The sequence below is a fragment of the Corynebacterium sp. HMSC14H10 genome (genome assembly GCF_001807105.1).
GTDB classification, from domain to species: domain Bacteria; phylum Actinomycetota; class Actinomycetes; order Mycobacteriales; family Mycobacteriaceae; genus Corynebacterium; species Corynebacterium jeikeium_D.
The window spans coordinates 20,125-40,240 of record NZ_KV787452.1 but is presented as its reverse complement, the minus strand read 5'-3'; the positions used below and the strand labels follow the sequence as shown (position 1 = coordinate 40,240).

The 20,116-nt window shown below is 58.8% G+C and carries 19 protein-coding genes; 15 read left to right on the top strand and 4 right to left on the bottom strand.

Annotated elements, in window-relative coordinates; all coding sequences use genetic code 11:
- Positions 1 to 37: 37 nt before the first annotated feature.
- Positions 38 to 1,651, top strand: coding sequence for a signal recognition particle protein (gene ffh, locus HMPREF3135_RS10620; RefSeq protein WP_070439626.1), 1,614 nt, complete (start codon positions 38 to 40; stop codon positions 1,649 to 1,651).
- A 16-nt stretch (positions 1,652 to 1,667) separates the two neighbouring features.
- Here the strand turns inward: ffh and HMPREF3135_RS10615 are convergent, their stop codons facing one another.
- The gene (locus tag HMPREF3135_RS10615) at positions 1,668 to 3,818 is read right to left on the bottom strand and encodes an acyltransferase family protein (protein ID WP_070439624.1); all 2,151 of its coding nucleotides are present in this window, start codon (positions 3,816 to 3,818) and stop codon (positions 1,668 to 1,670) included.
- A 298-nt stretch (positions 3,819 to 4,116) separates the two neighbouring features.
- On the opposite strand from HMPREF3135_RS10615, the gene rpsP reads away from it, so the two are divergent.
- The 4 genes from rpsP to HMPREF3135_RS10595 all read left to right on the top strand — a co-directional run bounded on the left by rpsP (position 4,117) and on the right by HMPREF3135_RS10595 (position 6,769).
- Complete coding sequence (rpsP, locus tag HMPREF3135_RS10610) at positions 4,117 to 4,599, top strand: 30S ribosomal protein S16 (RefSeq protein WP_038628648.1); 483 nt, start codon at positions 4,117 to 4,119, stop codon at positions 4,597 to 4,599.
- 144 nt (positions 4,600 to 4,743) lie between these two features.
- A complete protein-coding gene (gene rimM / locus HMPREF3135_RS10605) occupies positions 4,744 to 5,238 on the top strand; it encodes a ribosome maturation factor RimM (protein WP_049171609.1) in 495 nt (164 codons plus the stop codon).
- Positions 5,235 to 6,122, top strand: a complete 888-nt coding sequence (trmD, locus tag HMPREF3135_RS10600) for a tRNA (guanosine(37)-N1)-methyltransferase TrmD (RefSeq protein WP_049171525.1) — start codon at positions 5,235 to 5,237, stop codon at positions 6,120 to 6,122. The genes rimM and trmD overlap by 4 nt, the downstream gene beginning before the upstream one ends.
- Positions 6,122 to 6,769 (top strand): phosphatase PAP2 family protein, encoded by a 648-nt coding sequence (locus HMPREF3135_RS10595; RefSeq protein WP_070439622.1) that lies wholly within the window; start codon positions 6,122 to 6,124, stop codon positions 6,767 to 6,769. The genes trmD and HMPREF3135_RS10595 overlap by 1 nt, the downstream gene beginning before the upstream one ends.
- Here the strand turns inward: HMPREF3135_RS10595 and HMPREF3135_RS10590 are convergent.
- Entirely contained in the window at positions 6,729 to 7,223 is a 495-nt protein-coding gene (locus HMPREF3135_RS10590) for a DUF1877 family protein (protein ID WP_049171521.1), read from the bottom strand. The genes HMPREF3135_RS10595 and HMPREF3135_RS10590 overlap by 41 nt on opposite strands.
- An 82-nt stretch (positions 7,224 to 7,305) precedes the next feature.
- Here HMPREF3135_RS10590 and HMPREF3135_RS10585 point away from each other — a divergent pair, with 82 nt between their 5' ends.
- A complete protein-coding gene (locus tag HMPREF3135_RS10585) occupies positions 7,306 to 9,621 on the top strand; it encodes a Tex family protein (protein WP_070439620.1) in 2,316 nt (771 codons plus the stop codon).
- A 38-nt stretch (positions 9,622 to 9,659) separates the two neighbouring features.
- On the opposite strand, the gene HMPREF3135_RS10580 is transcribed toward HMPREF3135_RS10585, so the two are convergent.
- A complete protein-coding gene (locus HMPREF3135_RS10580; protein WP_070439618.1) occupies positions 9,660 to 10,643 on the bottom strand; it encodes a DUF1648 domain-containing protein in 984 nt (327 codons plus the stop codon).
- Positions 10,644 to 10,973: 330 nt separating this feature from the next.
- Between HMPREF3135_RS10580 and HMPREF3135_RS10575 the strand changes: the two genes are divergently transcribed.
- From HMPREF3135_RS10575 to HMPREF3135_RS10535, 9 genes are all read left to right on the top strand, one after another.
- Positions 10,974 to 12,383: an HNH endonuclease signature motif containing protein gene (locus HMPREF3135_RS10575; protein ID WP_070439616.1), complete on the top strand. Its 1,410-nt coding sequence runs from the start codon at positions 10,974 to 10,976 to the stop codon at positions 12,381 to 12,383.
- 139 nt (positions 12,384 to 12,522) lie between these two features.
- Entirely contained in the window at positions 12,523 to 12,864 is a 342-nt protein-coding gene (rplS, locus tag HMPREF3135_RS10570; RefSeq protein ID WP_048761860.1) for a 50S ribosomal protein L19, read from the top strand.
- A 74-nt stretch (positions 12,865 to 12,938) separates the two neighbouring features.
- Entirely contained in the window at positions 12,939 to 13,736 is a 798-nt protein-coding gene (lepB, locus tag HMPREF3135_RS10565; protein ID WP_070439613.1) for a signal peptidase I, read from the top strand.
- A 34-nt stretch (positions 13,737 to 13,770) separates the two neighbouring features.
- Positions 13,771 to 14,415, top strand: coding sequence for a ribonuclease HII (locus HMPREF3135_RS10560; protein WP_083280658.1), 645 nt, complete (start codon positions 13,771 to 13,773; stop codon positions 14,413 to 14,415).
- A gap of 54 nt (positions 14,416 to 14,469) precedes the next feature.
- Positions 14,470 to 14,772, top strand: a complete 303-nt coding sequence (locus HMPREF3135_RS10555; RefSeq protein ID WP_005509529.1) for a DUF2469 domain-containing protein — start codon at positions 14,470 to 14,472, stop codon at positions 14,770 to 14,772.
- Positions 14,773 to 14,993: 221 nt separating this feature from the next.
- Positions 14,994 to 15,416 carry a YraN family protein gene (locus tag HMPREF3135_RS10550; protein WP_070439609.1) on the top strand — a complete coding sequence of 141 codons (423 nt, stop codon included), beginning with the start codon at positions 14,994 to 14,996 and terminating at the stop codon, positions 15,414 to 15,416.
- Complete coding sequence (locus HMPREF3135_RS10545) at positions 15,417 to 16,949, top strand: YifB family Mg chelatase-like AAA ATPase (RefSeq protein WP_049194022.1); 1,533 nt, start codon at positions 15,417 to 15,419, stop codon at positions 16,947 to 16,949.
- A 29-nt stretch (positions 16,950 to 16,978) separates the two neighbouring features.
- On the top strand, positions 16,979 to 18,115 hold the full coding sequence (gene dprA, locus HMPREF3135_RS10540; RefSeq protein WP_049189671.1) for a DNA-processing protein DprA: 1,137 nt from the start codon (positions 16,979 to 16,981) through the stop codon (positions 18,113 to 18,115).
- Positions 18,116 to 18,421: 306 nt separating this feature from the next.
- Positions 18,422 to 19,261 (top strand): tyrosine recombinase XerC, encoded by an 840-nt coding sequence (locus tag HMPREF3135_RS10535; RefSeq protein ID WP_176719093.1) that lies wholly within the window; start codon positions 18,422 to 18,424, stop codon positions 19,259 to 19,261.
- Between the two features lie 14 nt (positions 19,262 to 19,275).
- Here HMPREF3135_RS10535 and HMPREF3135_RS10530 read toward each other — a convergent pair whose 3' ends face one another.
- Positions 19,276 to 19,797 carry a murein hydrolase activator EnvC family protein gene (locus tag HMPREF3135_RS10530; RefSeq protein WP_070429359.1) on the bottom strand — a complete coding sequence of 174 codons (522 nt, stop codon included), beginning with the start codon at positions 19,795 to 19,797 and terminating at the stop codon, positions 19,276 to 19,278.
- Positions 19,798 to 20,116: the final 319 nt, after the last annotated feature.

Sequence of the window (20,116 nt, the reverse complement as noted above, 5' to 3'; positions counted from 1 at the left end):
AGTTAAGAAAAAACAAGGCAAAAGGGGAGCTGGAAACTTGTTTGAGTCTCTTTCCGATCGTTTGACGGGTGCCCTGCGGGGGCTGGGCGGGAAGGGCCGCCTGACTGAGGCGGATATTAACGCCACCGCCCGCGAGATTCGGCTGGCTCTTCTGGAAGCCGATGTCTCCCTCGAGGTTGTCCGTACCTTCATCAAGCGCATCAAGGAACGCGCTAACGAAATTATTGGCAGCCAGACTGTCAACCCGGCAAACCAGATTATTGAGGTCGTCAATGAGGAACTGATTAACATCCTCGGTGGCGAGACTCGACGGCTGAATATGTCGAAGCAGCCACCAACGGTTATCATGCTGGCCGGTCTGCAGGGCGCTGGTAAGACCACCTTGGCCGGTAAATTGGCCAGGTACCTCACGGATCAGGGGCACACTCCGGTCCTCGTCGCCTGTGACCTGCAGCGTCCGGGCGCGGTGCAGCAGCTGGAAATTGTCGCTGAGCGTGCAGGCGTGCCGTGCTTCGCACCGTTCCCGGGCACCAGCCTCGATTCCGCCCATGAAATGGGCACCAGCGAGGACAACCCAGTTGACGCCGCGTTCCGTGGCCTCGCTTATGCTCGCCAGCATCGCCACGATGTGGTGATTATCGATACCGCAGGTCGCCTGGGTATCGATGAGGTTCTGATGAAGCAGGCCCGCGACATTCGCGATGCCATCAACCCGCATGAAGTTCTGTTTGTCATCGACTCCATGATTGGTCAGGACGCGGTAGAGACCGCCAAGGCCTTCCGAGACGGCGTTGACTTCACCGGCGTTGTACTGACCAAGCTCGATGGCGACGCGCGCGGTGGCGCTGCACTGTCTATCCGTGAGGTCACCGGTAAGCCGATTCTGTTCGCCTCCACGGGCGAGAAGTTGGAGGACTTTGACGTCTTCCACCCAGACCGTATGGCCAGCCGCATCCTGGGGATGGGTGACCTAAAGACGTTGGTTGAGGTCGCTTCCAAGGAAATCGATCATGAGCAGGCTGCCAAGTCCGCCCAGAAGATTGGTTCCGGCGAACTGACTCTTGAGGACTTCCTCGAGCAGATGATGATGGTCCGCAAGATGGGCCCAATCGGCAACATCCTCAAGATGCTCCCCGGCGGCGCGGAAATGTCCAAGGCCGCCGAGATGGTCGACGAAAAGCAGCTTGACCGCATCGAGGCGATTATCCGCGGTATGACTCCGGAAGAGCGCGAGAATCCGAAGATTCTGAATGCTTCACGACGTCGTCGTATCGCCAACGGTTCCGGTGTGTCCGTTTCAGAGGTTAACCAGCTCATCGAGCGTTTCAATGAGGCGCGGAAGATGATGGCGCAGATGGCCGGCCGATTTGGTATGGGCGGTGGTCGCCCATCGAACCGCAAGGCCAAGCGTGGTCGAAAGGGCAAGGGCAAGAATAAGCGCAAGGGCGCTAACCGTGGTCCAACGCCGCCGAAGGCAATGCGCGGTGGCGGAATGCCCGGTATGCCTGGAATGCCAGGTATGCAGGGCATACCGGGTATGCCTAGCATGGCTGAACTGCAGAAGCTGCAGAAGCAGATGGGTAATCAGCTGCCAGAAGGTATGGAGGACTTTGACCTCAACAATCTCGACTTCGGACAGGGCAAGAAGTAGCGGGGACTAGAAGTAGCTAGTCCCGCAGAGCCTTCTGAATCTGGCGGTCCATTTCAGGACTGAAAGTGGCCGCTAGTTCATCGGTGATGTGATTGCTGTCGCGGTAGACGTAGATATTGCCAATAACTTTACGGCAGGTGGTCGGACCGCAGAAGATGTCGGAGAAATCTAGACTGTGCCCGTTGGGGAAGTTCGCAAGAATCTCCTCAGCGGGATTTTCTGCATTTAGGGCAGTTTTGCGGTGGATAGTGCAGTCTTCTTCCGCTTCTTCGCATACGCTGGGGGAGAATTGGTCCAAGTCCTCCCGTAGCGCCCATGGGTTATCGCGGATGGCGAAGAAATCAATTCCGCGTTCTTGTAGAGCAGCGAAAAACGAAACGTAACCATCCGGTGTGTAGTCGCCGGGCTGCGGTGGGTCCGCCTGGAACAGGGGTCTGGTTGAAGTGGTGAAAACCATCTCTGGCTGAATCTCGTCAATTTTCTGCAGAGCCTCGAAAGTCCAGGCCACGCAGATATCGCCGACTCCGTGGATCGGTTCTAAGGTCGCTGGACAGCCTTGTCGGAGAAGAACCACCACTCGGTACCCGTTGTTTTTGCCGTAGGCATCAATCGGGGCAAACCAATGTTCCATGTGCGAGCCGCCGACGATGACAATCGAGTCACTAGCATCTGGATCACCGTAGACACACGGCTGGGTCTCATCGCGCCAACGGCGATTCGGCGGGAAGTATCCGACGTCCTCACCGCCTGTCGCAAGGCAGCCATCGAGGGCAGGTTCCGGCCAAAGGTCCGTGATGAAATCGGTATTCGGCTTTGTGGCTGCCTTGGGGACCTCGTACCCGTCGGTAAGCGCGAGTGCACCTGGATAGACCTCTGGATCTAGGCTGGTGGCGGAGGCGCGATCGACGCGCACCTGTTGCACGTTGACAAGGCTGGACATGCCGACCAACGCAATGACGACAACAGTGCCGACTGCCGCTAGACGACGAGCCGGGCGACGATGCTTCATTGCGTGGATTGCATCGCCGACGACGGGCTGAGTCCGGGTCGGTCGGCGAGTCGATTGAGCCAGCGGCAGCTCGACATACTTGTTGGTGAGTTTGGCCAAAATAAAGGAAACGACGATCACTGCGGTGCCAAGCTTCAGCCCCGGAGTATCGCGGTTGAGGTAGTTTATGGCCAGGATGAGAAGAGGCCAGTGCCACAGGTAGAGCGCGTAGGCGCTCTGGCCTACTTCGCGCATTGGGCGGCTGGCCAGGAACTTGGAGATCCAGCCCGCCTCAGGGCCGGCGATAATAATCAGCGCAGCACCACCGAGGGGCCATAGGGTCCAAGGGCCTGGGAACTGTGCGGCGCCGTCGAAGATGAAACCGGTGGAGACTACCAGTGCGAGGCCGATGCTGGCTAACAGCACTCGAAGTGGCTTGAGCATGGGGATGGATCCCCGGACAAGAATCAGTCCGAGTAGTGCGCCGAGGCAGAGTTCCCAGAGGCGGCTGACAGTGGAGTAGTAGTTCCACCCCTGGTTCTCGGAGTGCATATAGAAGGCATAGGCAATCGAGCCGAGAGTGATAACTGCCAGCAACGGAGTGAGGATTCGGCGGAGTTTACCGCCGGTAGCGTCGGTGCGCTTCGCCTCCACCGGTGAGGTAACCGCGCCGACAATCTGGGGTGAGCGCGTCATCCAGGCGAGTAGGGAGATGAGCAAAATGGAGCCGAGATAAAACTGGCCCTGTACCGACATTGACCACAGGTGCTGCAGTGGGGAGGTTTCGCTCTCTGCGGCTGCGTAGTCCGAGCCCTGGAGTGCCAGTTCATAATTTTGGTAGTAGAGCAGGCTGGCGCGGAGTTGCTGGGCAATGTCGATCGTGCGAAGCGATGGAATGAAGTAAATGACAAACAGGGTTGTCGCAAAGAGGACCAGCACTAGTGTCGGGATTAGGCGACGCAGCGTGCGCCAGATGCTCCACCATGGATTGATGGACTGCCGGGGATTGATGGCATTGCGGTACTGCGCGCCGAAGAAGAAAAACCCGGAGAGCAAGAGGAATACGTCCACACCACCGGAAACGCGGCCGACGTAAACATGGAAAAGGACTACGAGGGCAATCGAAATGCCCCGTAGTCCGTCCAAGTCATACCTATATTGGGTGCCGGTGGTTTTCATAGAATGTTACGTTACCGCACTGTCAACGACGTTCAGCTTTAGTGGGTATGCAGCGTTTCGAGTGCGCAGTTTTGTTAATTTCCAAAAACTGCTGGTAACATACCTCGAGTTGTCTCAATGAGAATCCTCAACTGAGGCACGACTGCGAATTCATCGGATCCGGCCACGGCCGCCCGGTGGTCACGCGCAGTGTAAATATCCCAAGGGCAAAACCGGTCCGAGGTACTTCGTTAGTAATTACTCGTGAGCTCGGATGCATAAGTATTGTCCAGTGACATAGAAGAAAGAGGAACTCCTCATGGCAGTCAAGATTAAGCTGCAGCGCCTGGGTAAGATTCGTACTGCTCAGTACCGCGTCGTCGTTGCTGATGCTCGTACCCGTCGCAACGGTGCGGTCATTGAGAACCTGGGCATCTACCAGCCGAAGGAAGAGCCGTCGATCATCAAGATTGACTCCGAGCGCGTTCAGTACTGGCTGGGCGTCGGTGCACAGCCGACCGAGCCGGTTCTGGCTCTGCTGAAGGTCACCGGCGACTGGCAGAAGTTCAAGGGTCTCGAGGGTGCAGAGGGCACTCTGAAGGTTGCTGAGCCGAAGCCGACCAAGCTCGAGCTGTTCAACAAGGCTCTGGAAGAGGCCAACAATGGCCCGTCCGCTGAGGCCATCACCGCTAAGCGCCGCGAGGCCAAGGAAGCAGCTAAGGCTGCTAAGGAAGCTGAGGAGGCCGCAAAGGCTGCCGAGGCTGAGGCTGCTGAGTCCGAGGCTTCCGAGGACGCCGAGTAATAAGGACGCTGAGTACGCCGCTTAGCTAATCCGGGCGCTACCTTATACTTCAAGACGAAGTGTTGGGTGGCGCCTTTTTGCTTTACGCGGGGTGTTTTACAGAGCCTTTATAAGAGAGGGAGTGTGCGCGTGTCGGTAGCTGACATGGTGCTTATTGGCCGAGTGATCAAGCCCCACGGTGTGCGCGGGGAAGTCGTCGTCGATGCGACAACGGATGACCCGGAAGGGCGTTTCGCAGTCGGGGCCACGCTGTTGGGTGTACAGGCCGGCCGTGAGGAACAGCTGACTGTGAAAACGGCACGCCCGCACCAGGGGCGTTTGCTGATTCGCTTCGAGGAGATTCCGGGCCGCAATGAGGCCGAGCGTCATCGGGGTATGAAGTTTTATGCCGAGCCCGTCTTCGAAGACGAGGACTTTTATGACTTTGAACTTGAAGGCCTGCGCGTAGTCCATAACGGCACCGATATAGGCGAGGTCACTTCTATCGTCCGCGCGCCCGCTCATCGTCTCCTTGAAGTCACGCTTGACGACGGGGCCCGGGAGGTACTCATCCCTCTGGTAGAGGACATCGTTCCGGAAGTTGACCTTGAGAATTCTACTGTCACCATCACCCCGCCGGAAGGACTGTTGGAGCTGTGAGCTTACGTCTCGATGTAGTCACAATCTTCCCGGAGTACCTCGAGCCACTGCGTCATGCGCTGCTGGGCAAGGCAATTGAGCAGGGCATTTTGAGTGTCGGAGTGCACAACCTGCGCGACTGGGCGCCAGGTGTACATCAAGCCGTGGATGACTCGCCCTACGGCGGTGGCCCCGGCATGGTTATGAAGCCGGATGTCTGGGGCCCCGCCCTCGACGAGGTGGCGACGCTGAAAGCGGAGCAGTCGCTCACGTCCGCGGTGCCACATTTGGACAATGTCCGCCATGATCAGAAACTGGGCTTGGTCGAGGAATCTTCCTATGCTGCAGCGGAAGTGCCGTCGTTAAGCGAAGAAGATTCAGCGAAGCCCCTGCTGATCGTCCCGACCCCGGCGGGCGAGCCGTTTACGCAGCAGATGGCGCAGGAGTTCTCACACGAGGAGCACATTGTGTTCGCGTGCGGGCGCTACGAGGGCATCGACCAGCGAGTTATTGATGATGCCGCTAATCGTTACCGCGTGCGTGAGGTCTCTATTGGGGACTATGTGCTGATCGGCGGGGAAGTGGCGGTGCTGGTGATTGCGGAGTCCGTCGTGCGGTTGATCCCGGGTGTGTTGGGCAATCGCAAAAGCCACGAGGAGGACTCTTTCTCTGACGGTCTGCTCGAAGGGCCGTCCTACACCAAGCCGCGCGAGTGGCGTGGACTGACAGTGCCGGACGTTCTCCTCAGCGGCAATCACGCGCTGGTGGACCGTTGGCGGCGCGACCAATCGCTCATCCGCACGGCCGAACGTCGTCCCGATTTGCTTGCCGACGTCGACCTCAGCGCCCGTGACCGGGAAATAATCCAGGGAGTCATTGGGGAAGTAACCGAGGAGAACTGCTAGTGGCACGTGTTCGAATTGCGCGACCTCGGCACGTCATTGGTTGGCTAGCTGTCCTTGGGGCGCTGGCGTGGTTCACTCAGACGCAGCTGGCGGGGAGTATGGATCAGTCGTTTGCGGGTTGGGTCAGTGACCTGCATGGGGCGCGGGATGGCCGCGTCGATAGTGTGATGCTGGCTTTGAGCGAGATTATCCGGCCGATTTACGTCGCGCCGGTCACGCTTGTTGCTGCGGCACTCCTGTGGTTCCGCTTCCGTGCGTGGGCGTTGCTATTGCCGGCGTCATTCGGTTCGTCAATTGCGGTGACTTATGCCATGAAGTGGTTTTTGGACCGCGACCGACCGGGAGAGGAGTTCTCACTGGTCAACCTGCACGATGCGGCGTTTCCTTCTGCACATGTGGCAGCGGTTACCTCCAGTGGCATGGCCGCGATGCAGCTTGCCATCCCCGTATTGCGCCGCACAGCCCGCAAGCTGCTCGACCTGGCCATCATCGCGCTTATCGGCGCTGTGGCACTGTCGCGCGTGTGGGTCGGGGCGCACTGGCTCACCGATGTTATCGGCGGCCTCATCGCCGGAGTTATCGGCTTAGCAGTTGCGCTGCTAGTTCTTAGGAGATGGCCACGAGCACGGCGCTACGCGCTGCCTTAGTCTCCTCGTAGAAGGCCACGAGTTCGCGGTACCGCTGTGTCGCAGTGGCTTCGTCGATAAGCGAACCATTGTCCGTGATGCGGGCGGCAAGATCGATGCTTGCCAGCGTCTGGTGCACGTCGCCGACGCGATCGGCGCGGATGACTGCGGACAGCGGCTTGCGGCAGACGCGGTCGGCACCGAGGATGGCCTCCGCCAGCGGGTCGCCGAGTGCCTGGCCGTCGATGGGATTGCCGGTCAACGTGCGCAGCAGGGACTCCCAGTCCGTGTCGATGTCCAGGGCATCTTCGTCCGGAACGTCGACGAAGTGCTGCAGGATAATCTTCTCCGCGCCGTCGGTAACAAGCCCCGCCGTGCCGCCGTCGCTGGTCGCCGCAGGTGCTGCGACCTCAACTAACCGCGCTGCCTCCTCGTCGGAGATGCGCAGGTATTCGGCACAGAGTTTCTGCTTCATGGGGCTCCTTTTCCGGTGATTACTGCGAGCCTTCTGTGGGGCGTTCGCCAATTGGTACTTCCACGATAGTAAAGTTGCCCGGGTGATTTCATCAGTAATTGCCCGAGAACTCGCCGCCACTGGTGCGGACGTTGCCGAAAGTGCCGTCGCCGCCGCTATCAAGCTTCTCGACGAAGGCAACACCGTGCCTTTCATCGCCCGCTATCGCAAGGAAGTAACCGGCGGACTCGATGACACACAGCTGCGTTTCATCGAGGAACGCGTCGTCTACCTGCGCGAACTAGAAGATCGCAAGCAAACGATTCTCGCCGCTATCGAAGAGCAGGGAAAGCTTAACGACGACCTGAAGGCCGCCATCCTCGCCTGCGACACTAAGGCGCGGTTGGAGGATCTCTACCTGCCGTACAAGAAGAAGCGCAAGACCAAGGCCGATATTGCGCGTGAGGCCGGGTACGAACCGCTGGTGGAGGAGCTGCTGGCCGACCCAGCCGCGGACCCCGAGACTCTGGCCACTAAGTACGGCGAGGCAGCTGGTAAGGATGCGAAGGACGCTCTGGCCGGTGCCCGTGCCATCTTGGTCGATCGCTTCGCTACCGATGCTGATTTGGTTGGCTCTGTCCGTGAGCAGGTGTGGTCCTCCGGTTCCGCCGCCGCTGCCGTGGTGGAGGGCAAGGAGACTGCGGGTGCGAAGTACCGTGACTACTTCGAGCACAACGAACCTCTGGACACCATGCCTAGCCACCGCGTGTTGGCCGTGCTGCGCGGTGAGGCCGAGGGCATCCTGACGCTCAACATCGATGCGGGTGAGGATGAGACCTACGAGCACATGATCCGTGAGGCCTTTGAGCTTCCCGACGGCGGTACCTCCAAGTGGATTGACCAGGCCGTTCGTTTCGGTTGGCGCACCAAGTTGGAGGTGTCCGCTGCCCTCGATGCCCGCACTCGACTGAAGGAGCGCGCCGAGGCCGAAGCCGTGGATGTCTTCGCCCGTAACCTGCGTGACCTGCTGCTGGCCGCACCGGCTGGCCAGCGCGCCACTCTCGGCCTGGACCCGGGATACCGCAATGGTGTGAAGTGCGCCGTTGTCGACTCCACTGGCAAGGTCCTCGACACTGCCATCGTCTACCCGCACCAGCCGCGCAATGACTGGTCCGGCGCCAAGGAGCAACTGGCCACTCTCTGCGCCACGCACCGCGTGGAGCTCATGGCCATCGGCAACGGCACCGCTTCCCGCGAGACCGAAACCCTGGCCCGCGAAATCGCTGACCTCATCGCTCAGGCCGGCGGCAAAAAGCCGACCCCTGTGGTGGTTTCTGAGGCCGGTGCTTCCGTCTACTCCGCATCGTCCCTGGCAGCAGCCGAGTTCCCGGACATGGATGTATCTCTCCGCGGTGCCGTATCGATTGCCCGCCGCCTGCAGGACCCGCTTGCTGAGCTCGTCAAAATCGATCCGAAGTCCATCGGTGTCGGCCAGTACCAGCACGACGTTTCCCAGACCAAGCTCGAGCACTCTCTCGATGCCGTGGTCGAGGATGCCGTCAACGCTGTCGGCGTGGAGGTCAACACCGCCTCTGCGCCGCTGCTCGGTCGCGTTGCTGGCGTGTCCTCGACTGTTGCGGACAACATCGTCGCTTACCGAGACGAAAACGGCGCTTTCACCTCCCGCAAGGAGCTGCTGAAGGTTCCGCGTCTTGGCCCGAAGGCCTTCGAGCAGTGCGCCGGCTTCCTTCGCATCCACGGCGCTAACAACCCGCTGGATGCCTCCGCCGTGCACCCGGAGTCCTACCGCGTCGTCGATGCCATCGCCGCGTCGACCGGCGTTAGTGTCCAGGAGCTCATCGGCAACTCCCGCGTCTTGTCCAAGGTGCGTGCTGCAGACTTCGTCGACGAGTCCGCCGGCATCGGCCTGCCCACCGTCCAGGACATCTTAACCGAGCTGGACAAGCCCGGCCGCGATCCGCGTCCCGAGTTCGTCACCGCCACCTTCAAGGAAGGCGTGGAGAAGGTCTCCGATCTTCAGCCCGGCATGATTCTCGAGGGCACCGTCACCAACGTCGCGGCCTTCGGTGCCTTCGTCGATGTCGGAGTCCACCAGGACGGCCTCGTCCACGTCTCCAACATGGCCCGCGGTTTCGTCTCCGACCCACACGAGGTCGTCCGCTCGGGCGAGGTGGTCAAGGTGAAGGTTCTCGACGTTGACGTCGAACGCAACCGCATCGGTCTATCGCTCAGGCTTGACGACGACGCCTCGGATACCAAGCCAAAGCGTGACGGCGGTCGCGGAGAAGGCCGTGGAGGCGGCCGAAAGCGTGGTTCCCAGAATAAGAAGCGCGGTGGAGCCAACCGTGGTGGAGGCGGCGGTTCCATGGCTGACGCGCTGCGCAGGGCAGGCTTTTAGCGCTTGATCTTTTAGCGCTTGATCTGTTAGCGCATAGCCTATTGGCGCATAGCGTCGATGCGGCTGTTGATCTCACCCGCGACAGCCGCAGCCATTCCATCCGGTACGACGATGGTGTAATCGGACCCCGAGGTCTCAATCTTGACTGCCTCGCCTGACCGTGCCGCCACGGTGATGCGGCCATCATTGCCAAGTCGAAGCCCAATACCGCCACCGTCGGCCCAGTTATAAGTGGCCGGCTTCGCATATTTGATGGTTCGAAGCTCAATGGGGTGTTTCATCTTCAGCGGTCCACAGCCGTTAAAAACGGTAATGGAATCTGTCTTCGGGTCCGTGTCTAGTGTCATGCCGGTTTCATATGCGATGAGGAATAGCGGCGTGCACAGCAGAAAAACAATGCCGAGGCTTGGCAGGAACACTGCGAGCGCTACAGACACCACGCACCAGACTGCGAGGGCGATCTTGACGCCTTTAGAGATGGTCACACTGACGTCGATGGGAGTCGGGTCTCCTTCTCGATGGGGCAACTGTGGCGATGTCGGCTCGGTGATCGTGGCGTCGGTAAGCGAGGAGTAGTCCTTGAGGCGGCGCGTCACGAACAGGGCAGCTACTAGGCCGATGATGACGCCGGCTATTGCATAGATCCAGCCGATTCGGGCGGTCGTAGGGTCCGTCGTGCCGATCTGCGGGATGATAATCGCGAATTCAATGCCGATTAAGAAGCCGCAGAGGGCGAGGTTGGTTATTGCAATTGGCTTGCGCACGACAAGCGGCGTGCTGGTCTTTGCACCGAGCCAACCGATCTGCGCACATGCGATGACGATGATCGCCATAATCAATGTGCTTTGAATTGGCGGCATAAAACCGTTGGGAGTGTCGTTACCACTCCAATGCGTTGCTAACTGCTCCGGTAGTCGGTCGGAAATGGCAATTACCCACAGAAGCTGTGCAATGGCCAGAACGCACGGGGCGATGATTGTTCCTCGAACAATCCAGGGGTCAAAGTGTGGAATCTGCTGCATGGAGACAATCTAGCAGTTGGGGGGGGGGCTTTGTAGCAACGGTCGGCAGCGGTCGTTATTGGAGTGCTGTATCAGCGTGACGTTGTAGTGAGCGGTTGTAGCGTGCCGTCTTAGTGTGCGCGGAGTTTCGCCAGAAGATGCACCTCGTGACATTGAATAACGCACTCGAAAAGACAAGCGAAAAAGTTTTACTGAAGGGGTTGTATAATCGAACGGGTGTGCTAGAATGGAGTCATCAAGAACAAAGTGCTTGAGCTTCTCTTCTTGGCGTTGGGCTAGTGGTATTCACTGGTTATCGACACTGAGCGGGGTTGGGGCTTTGGGGGAACAATGTCTGAAAAAGATAGTCCGGCCAAACAACCGTCCGATGTTTACCAAGCGGCTCTGCTGCCTGAAGCGCCGCAGTTTTTTCATGAGTCATCCACGAACCAGTTGGCGGTGGCGGGTATCCAACGCAACCGCTTGGAACTGGGTATAGCTTGCGGTTGCACGCCGAAGTCGCTTGAGATTGATGTGGATGCATACATTGCTGAAATCGCGCCCGAGTTGGGTATTTCCCGCGGTAAAGCGCTCGAGTATGTAGAGGTCGGCATTCAGTTAGCGCGCATGCCTCGGCTGGGTGCCTTTATTAAAGCTCGAGCTCATTTGCCCTTTGCGCATTTGATCACCATTGCTCGCGCGACAGCGCCGCTCCACGACCCAGAGGTGCGTGCAGCTGTTGAAGAAGAAATTGCCCGCTTTGTCATTCCCCGAAAGCATGGCGAGGCACTCCGGGGAGTTCGCAGCCTACATAAATTCCTGCAACGGGTTATCGAAGAAATTGAACCTCAGCTTCGCCCCAAAAACCTTCCGGGTGATGTCGATCCGCTGCTTCCTGCAGGAGAACGCGAAATAGTAGGAGAGAGTATCGGTTTTGAAGAGAGCGACAACTTCGCGGGAGTTTTTATGGAGCTGGAAAAGACCCGCGCTCTCGAATTCAAAACCACCCTCGAGTCCATCTCTAGCTCAGCTGGCTGCACTCGAGTCGAAGCTTTGACACACCTCATCCGCGGCACCGCCGAGGCAAAAATCGTACTCAACCTATACTGTCCTGCCACAGAGGAGCGCCCCCGCACCGCCTGGCTTGGCGGCGTTGGCTGGATCTCGCAGTTAGCTACGCAGGCGTGGATTGATAAGGTCACGCATATTCGTATGCTTGCCGACGAAACCGCGGAGGGCTACGCCCCAACCGAAAGTCAGAGAGCCTTCGTTAAAGGTCGGGACGGAACGTGTCGCTTTCCGGGGTGTGATGTACCCGCGGAGCTCTGCGACATTGACCATATTGAGCCGTACGACAAAGAGCACCCAGAGGAGGGCGGGGCAACAGAAACGCCGAACCTCCACTGCCTCTGCCGCCGGCACCACAACATGAAAACAGCTGGTCTGTGGAATGTTGCACGTGATCGGGATGGGGTGGAACTGTGGACGTCGTCAAGCACGGGCAAAAAGGCGGTGAGCCTGGAAGACGGGCCGCTTGCCGGGCACGGGCGCTACACTTTCGACAAACGGGGACTGCGGATGACGCAGGCGCTGGCAGAATATAACGAGTATCGCCAGGAGCTGATAGAGCAATCACGGAAGCTGGTCGAGGAAGCGCGCAGGGGAGAAGACACCGATACTCCCAACCCGCAAGACCCCCAAGACTCGGAAGCTCCCCAAGACCCGCAAGACCCGCCGAACATGGAAGAGTTTGGTTTCTGACCAGGGGGTGTGTAATAATTTCCAGGTTGTCTTTATAGGCAGCTTTACCTGTTTCGGGCATGAACCGGCCGAGCGTCCCTCTGTGGGAAAGCGCCGCCAGGGTCCTCTGTCTATGCAAAAAGTAAAGGAATAAGTTTCCATGAACATTCTTGACAAGGTTGATGCAGCATACCTGCGCGACGACATTCCGGAGTTCCGCGCTGGTGACACCGTCGAGGTCGACGTAAAGATTGTCGAGGGTAAGACCGAGCGTATTCAGGTCTTCAAGGGCGTCGTTATCCGTCGTCAGGGCGGCGGCGTCCGCGAGACCTTCACCGTCCGCAAGGTATCCTTCGGTATCGCTGTTGAGCGTACCTTCCCGGTGCACTCCCCGAACATCGACGAGATTCGCGTTGTCTTCAAGGGCGACGTTCGCCGTGCGAAGCTGTACTACCTGCGCAACCTGCGCGGTAAGGCTGCACGCATCAAGGAGCGCCGCTAGTCTTTTGGCGCAAAATAATCCCCATCGAGTGTTGAGCTCGGTGGGGATTTTTCTATCGCGTATAGTCTTTTCCCATGACCGACGACGATTCGCGCGAACAGACTGACGGCCAAAAAGAAGACCGTACTGAAGGCTTGAAAGGCTTCCGGAAACTTGACGAGGAGCCTGAAAAGCACACTCCGTGGTACATCGAGATTCCAATCATTATCGTGATTGCCCTGCTCATCAGTGCTGGTGTGCAGTCCTTTATCGGCCGCGTCTACGTGATCCCATCCGAGTCGATGCAGCCGACGCTCAACGGATGTGTCGGGTGCACCGGTGACCGCATTTGGGTGGATAAGGTTTCCTACCAGTTCTCAGATCCCAAGCCCGGCGATGTTGTCGTCTTTAATGGCCCGGAGTCCTGGAATAGTAACTACGTGTCACAGCGTTCAACTAACCCGGTGGCGAACTCGCTGCAGACGGTTGGTTCCTGGATTGGCCTTGTTGCGCCGGATGAAAATGCGTTGGTCAAGCGTGTGATTGCTACGGGTGGGCAGACTGTGCAGTGTCGCCCAGGAGATCCCGGCATCATGGTTGACGGCAAGATGACAGAGCAGGATTTCATTAAAACTCCGGCAGACAAGCCAGTGGTGGATAATCTTGGCTCTGAGCAGTGTGGTGGCCCGTACTTCGGGCCGGTAACAGTGCCGGAGGGGCATCTGTGGGTCATGGGTGACAACCGCACCAACTCTGCGGACTCTCGCTATCACATGGGTGACGAGCTGCAGGGTACTGTGCCTCTGGATAACGTCGTCGGCAAGGTGCAGGCAATCATCCTGCCGTTTAACCGCATCGGTGGCGTCGATGATCCGGATATCCAGCACAACTAGTCAGCACCGTCTGCTCACGCCGCCGGCGCCGAAACTGCGGAGGTTGAAGCAGTCGCGCACGATGGAGGTCGCACTGGCAAAGCGCGGCCTTGGGCCTGTAGCTGGGGTCGACGAGGCTGGCCGCGGCGCCTGTGCAGGCCCGATAGTTATCGCTGCCTGCTGCCTTCCCGAACGCCCCATCGCAGAGCTGGATAAGCTCACCGATTCTAAAAAGCTCACGCCAGCCGCACGCGAACGGCTCTTTCCGCTCATCCAACGCTTCGCTACCTCTTTTTGCGTGACGACGATTCCCGCGTCCTACATCGACCAATTCGGCATTCAGGACGCGAATGTCACTGGAATGCGCCGCGCGGTAGCCGGGTTGGGACAGCGTCCTGGCTATGTGCTTACCGACGCACTCAAAGTGTCTGGCTTCACGGCACCCTATTTGCCCGTGATTGGTGGTGATTCCGCTTGCCGATGTATTGCTGCTGCGAGTGTCTTAGCCAAAGTCACCCGCGACCGCATTATGGTTGACCTATCGGAGAAGTATCCGGACTATGGTCTGGCGGGGCATAAGGGCTACGGCACGTCATCGCATATGGAAGCGATTTCACGCCATGGCGCAACCCCGGAGCATCGGTGGTCATACCGCAATGTGCGCTTGGCACACGCGGAGTATCTTGAGCACCCCGAATAGACCAACATGTACAAAAAGAGCAACATGTAAACACTCGAAGGAGCCGTCGCGGTCGTGAGCGCAGAAGATCTAGAAAACTACGAGGCCGACGTTGAACTATCCCTGTACAAGGAGTTCCGCGATGTCGTTAGTCAGTTTTCGTACGTTGTTGAGACGGAGCGCAGGTTCTACCTTGCTAATGCTGTGGAGCTGATTCCGCACAACAGCGAGAACGAGGTCTATTTCGAGCTGCGGATGTCGGATGCGTGGGTGTGGGATGTCCATCGCCCGGCTCGGTTTGTCCGCTACGTGCGCGTTATCACTTTCAAGGATGTCAATATCGAGGAACTGGATAAGCCGGACTTGCGACTGCCGTAGTTTATCGCCGCGTATCGTCGCCTGTCATCGCATGTTATGGCTAGCTGCTAACAGTTATCCACAGTCGAAAAATTATCCACAGTTAGGGCCCTCTGAGCATTTATCGGAGGGCCTTTGTCATGCCCGCTGTGCAAGAGTGTTTCCGAACCGCCAAGGCGGCAAAAGTCTAGGCAGTAAACCGCCAAGGCACAATTCAACGGGGAACCAGGGGGACCAGGGCGATGACACAGAGCTTTGAAGAACTAACCACGAGACAGCTCGGCGCGTTTGGGGAGGATTTCGTCGCCGAGATGTTGGAGGATCAGGGGTGGGAAATTATTGCTCGGAATGAGCGGGTGGGGCGCTATGAGCTCGATCTTATTGCTGAAGATGTTGACGGCAGGCTGCATTTTGTGGAGGTAAAAACGCGGCGCAGCTCGCGAAGTAGTCAGTTTGGGGACGGCAGAGAGTCCATCACAGCAGCCAAGCTTCGTCATTTGCGCAAGGCGGCGGCACAGTGGCTGTCAGAGAGTTCTACCTACTGGTTAGAGTCCGTAGTTATCGACTGCGCAGAAGTCACAGTGTCCAGCCCTTCGTCCGGTCCTCCAGTCGTTGCAGTTACGTACATTCCCGCAATCAGCGACGCGATCATGTGGGACGGCTAGATGACTGTCGGTACAGCTCTTGCAGTCAGCCTCAGCGGCATTGAAGGAACTATTGTGCAGGTGGAAGCCGATGTTGGGCGTGGCTTGCCAGGAATGTATATCGGTGGGCTCGGCGATGCCGCCGTCGGAGAAGCCAAACATCGCGTGCGCACGGCGGTTGCTAACTCGCAGTTGCCCTGGCCGAAGACAAAAGTCGTGGTGAGTCTGTCTCCGGCGCATATCCGCAAGCACGGCACTAGCTTTGACCTCGCCATCGTCTGCGCCATCCTTATCGCAACCAGCGATGACATGGAGGCCCGAGGTCGTCTCCGCCACACGGTTCTCATTGGCGAACTTGGGCTCGACGGTTCCATTCGCCCGGTGCGTGGAGTGCTGCCGCAGGTCCTTGCCGCCCGCGAGGCAGGTGCCCGTTGGGTTGTCGTCCCCGCCGCCAACGCCGCCGAGGCCGCGCTCGTCGACGGCATCGCAGTCTGCACCGCAGCCGACCTCACACAGCTATGGGGCTGGGTACTCACCGGCTCAGGTTTGACGACCGCGCTTAACGACGACCCCAGCGAACAAGCCTTCTCGGTAGACCTGGCCGATGTCGATGGCCAACCTGAGGCCCGCTTCGCCCTCGAGGTAGCCGCAGCAGGTGGGCACAATCTGTTCATGCAGGGTTCTCCGGGAACTGGGAAGTCCATGCTCGCTGAGCGCTTGCCCACAATTCTGCCGCCATTGCAGAAGTGGCAGCAGCTGGAGGTCACCGCGCTGCATTCGGTGGCCGGAGCGCTCGATACTGCGGACACTCTTATTCAACATCCGCCGTTTGTGGCTCCACATCACAGCGCGACTGTGGCAGCGTTAGTCGGCGGCGGTGCTGTGCCCAAGCCCGGCGCGATTAGCCTTGCCCACCATGGGGTGCTGTTCTTGGACGAAATCACCCTCATGCGCCCGGCGGTATTGGATGCGTTGCGGATGCCGATGGAAAACGGGGTGGTCGTCCACCTGCGTACGCACCATCGAGTGACCTTTCCGGCGAGAACACAACTAGTCATGGCGACCAATCCCTGTCGGTGTGGGGCGGCGTATGCCAGCGAATGCACCTGTTCTAGTACCGAGCGAGCCAAGCATGGTCGCGCATTATCGGGCCCGCTACGCGATCGCATGGATCTCAACGTCACGCTCAGTCCTGCCGGGGCCAAGCTGGGAATTAAAAACAAAGCACACAATGAGCCCTCCGCGGCCGTTCGCGATCGGGTACAGGCCGCACGTGACCGTGCCCGACATAGGTGGCAGGCCCTGGGGCTTGCCGACGAAGCAGCCGTCACCAACGCGAGTGTGCCACGCTCGCTTCTCCGTCGTCACGCGGGCTTAGACGAAGAAGCGATGGCGTTATTGGACTTCCAGTTGAGGAACGGAGAGATTACCCAGCGGGGAGTGGACAAAGTAATCGCAGTGGCGTGGACGCTCGCAGACCTCGGGGGAGTAGACGCGTTTACCTTCGAGCACGTGCAACGTGCCTGCCAGCTGCATGACCGCGAGGGCGGCTAATACAACCGAACCACTATCAAGGGGGAGAAATGGACGAAATTCACGCGTGGGCTTACCTGAATCGTGTGATAGAGGCGACGCATCCGCAGATTGTGCGGCTCGTGACGGAGTTTGGGCCGGTAGAGGTAGCAGAGAGGATCAAGGCTCGCGCCGGGCTGCCGGAAGGTCTGCTCAATACGACGCAGGCACGGGCCGACGTTGACCAGAGCGGCCACGATTTGGAGCTGGCGGCAGCGATGGGGTGGCGTCTTATTTATCCGGGGCACCCAGAGTGGCCGGGGGAGCTGCTGTCCTGCTTTACGACGCTCGAAGTCCGTGACCGCGCCGATGCACCACCACTTGCGCTGTGGGTGCGTGGCCGTGACTTGCGGGACGTGGTCAGTGAAGCGGTGGCGATTGTCGGAACGCGGATGGCCAGCAGCTACGGGACACAGGTGGCGGCCCAATTCGCGGGGCAGTTCGCGAATGCGGGGGTTAGTGTCATCAGTGGTGGTGCGTTGGGTATTGATGCCGCGGCGCATCGAGCTGCGCTCGACGCTGGCGGCACTACGGTTGTGGTCGGAGCCGGTGGTGTAGGGGTTGACTATCCGCGGGCGCATGCAGAACTCTTCGACGGGATTGCAGAGCGGGGTGCGCTGATTACGGAGTATCCACTGGGGGTGCGACCTGCGCGGCATCGGTTTTTGACTAGGAATCGTCTGGTAGCGGCCCTATCGCGAGCAACCACAATCGTCGAGGCGGGCTGGCGTTCAGGGGCGCGCAACACAGCGCACTGGGCAGTGAGGCTAAACAAGCCCTTGGGAGCAGTGCCGGGACCGGTGACGCTGCAAACTACCTCTGGCTGTCATGACCTAATCCGCAGTGGCGAGGCTGTCCTGGTGTGTAGTGCCGATAATGTGCGGTCGCTGTATCGGTCAGTTGGCACAGTGAACGAGGATGCTCAGCTTGAATTGTTGTGGGAAAAGTCGGCGGTGCAGAAGCTTTCTCGAAACGAGCTCGCTGTCTACGACTCTCTGAATTCTGCGGAGCCAACGCCGGTGGGAGAAGTCGCAGCGCAGGCGGGATTGGCCGTGGCGCTTACGACACATTTGTTGCTGGAGCTGCAGGGACAGGGGCTGACCAGTCGGGTGGAGGGTGGGTGGTTGCGCCAGGAACAGAAGCGTTAGTGAGGCGCTAATAAAGCCTTCTGCAGAGAATCTCGAAAAAATCTTGAATTAGGTATTGCAATTCTCTGTACGCTCAGTAATATAGGCAAGGCAAGCCTAAGTAACTGTTACGGAAACGGGCTTGTGACATGGGTGAGGCAATAGGGCAGTGGCTCTGGCGAAAGTCGGAGTCACTGCCTTTTTCCGCTGTCTGGTGAGGTCTCGCGGTGTGCATCTACTAAGGTCAGAACCGTGAAGCGCGCAACCAATAACGACGACAGGACTGAGCTGGATCTCGGGTTATCCGCCAATATTGAGGCCGTGCTCATGGATTTTCTCGATGAGCTGACTTATTCCCGCAGACTCTCTGACGCAACCGTCCGTGCCTATCGAGCCGATCTCATCCCCCTCCTCGCCGGCCTGGACCACATCAGTGAACTCTCCACCCCTGTCATCCGTGCGCACCTCGGCGCGAAGCATGCGGAGGGTGCTGCGCGGTCATCGCTGGCTCGCTTAACGACGTCCATTCGCCAGTTCTGTAGTTGGCTCGTAGCTCGGCAAATTCTCGATGCTGATCCGTCGCTGCGGCTGTCAACGCCGAAGAAACATCAGCATCTTCCGGAAGTGCTCTCGCCGGAGAGGGTTGAGGAGGCAATCGAGAAAGTCTCATCCGAGGACAGCGCAGTTGCGGCTCGCGACTTGGCCATTGTGGAACTGTTGTATGCCACCGGGATGCGTGTAGAAGAGCTGTGCAAGGCCGACGTCTCAGATGTGGACTTTTCCCGCCACATCATCTCGGTAGTGGGTAAGGGGAACAAGCAGCGCATCGTGCCCTTCGGTGCACCAGCGGAGGCGGCACTCAAAGGCTGGCTCCAGGTGCGTGGAAGCTTTCATGCTTCCGCACAGGCCGAACATGCGCTTTTTCTCGGTGTGCGTGGAGGTAGATTGAATCCTCGTCAGGCGCGCCGAGTTATTCATAAATGGGCTGATGTTTCACCGCATGCTCTCCGACATTCTGCGGCCACGGCCATGGTGGAAGGTGGCGCTGACTTGCGTGTGGTGCAGGAGATGCTCGGTCATTCGAGTCTGGCGACCACGCAGATTTATACCCACGTCTCAGCGGATCGTCTCCGTGAAGTACATAAGCGGGCACATCCGCGCGCTTAATTGCGCAGGGTTGTTTAATTGCGTACAGGCTTGAGCACGATTGGTCTCCGCTGTATCAAATCCAGTGGGTTGAGATAGTCTTTGCCGCGCAGTGCGCCCCAATGCAGGCCCGGTTCGGGATGTTTGGCGTTGACCACAAGATGACCAATCACCTGGCCAGCGGCCACGTGGTCTCCCTTTTCTAACGCGGTATCTATGGGCTGATAGGTTGTGCGGATGCCATCGGCGTGCATGATTGACACGGAAGTCATTCCGGCGATCGAACCGGCGAAATGCACCACACCGGGAGCTGAGGCGCGGATTGGCTGGCCCGGGGAGGCGTTCAGGTCTACTCCGCGATGTCCAGGCTGCCAGCGTTTTTCCGGTGGGGTGTAGAAGCGTAGAACTTTGCCGTGCACAGGGAAAGTATGCGTAATAGCGGATATTGGCTCGCCGGTAGCTGCAGGTGGGCTTGGGGGTGTTGTTAGCGCGACAGCGAGCACGAATAGCGCTAATGTGCGCATTAGCGAGCGCCTGAAACTCTGCTTGGTTGTCATGCGCGATAGTGTGGCGGACGCTACACCCGTCGACAAGCGGCAGTGCATTGCAAACGGTTCTAGCTGTGGATGACTTTTTGTCCTGTGGATAGCAGGGCGTGTCAGATATTGCGACCTGCGCGATGTATCAGATAAGATTACGCTCGCGGTGTCTGCCTTAATGGGCGGGCATTAGCACAAAGACTACGCGCGCGACCCATTCCGGCTGGTTCACGGGTGCTCGGCAGGATATCTGTCGGGTGTGAGGCAGCGGGGGAGCGCTAGGGCACAGGGAAAGCCTGTGCGTGAACTGTAACCACCTATATCGGATAAGAAAGGA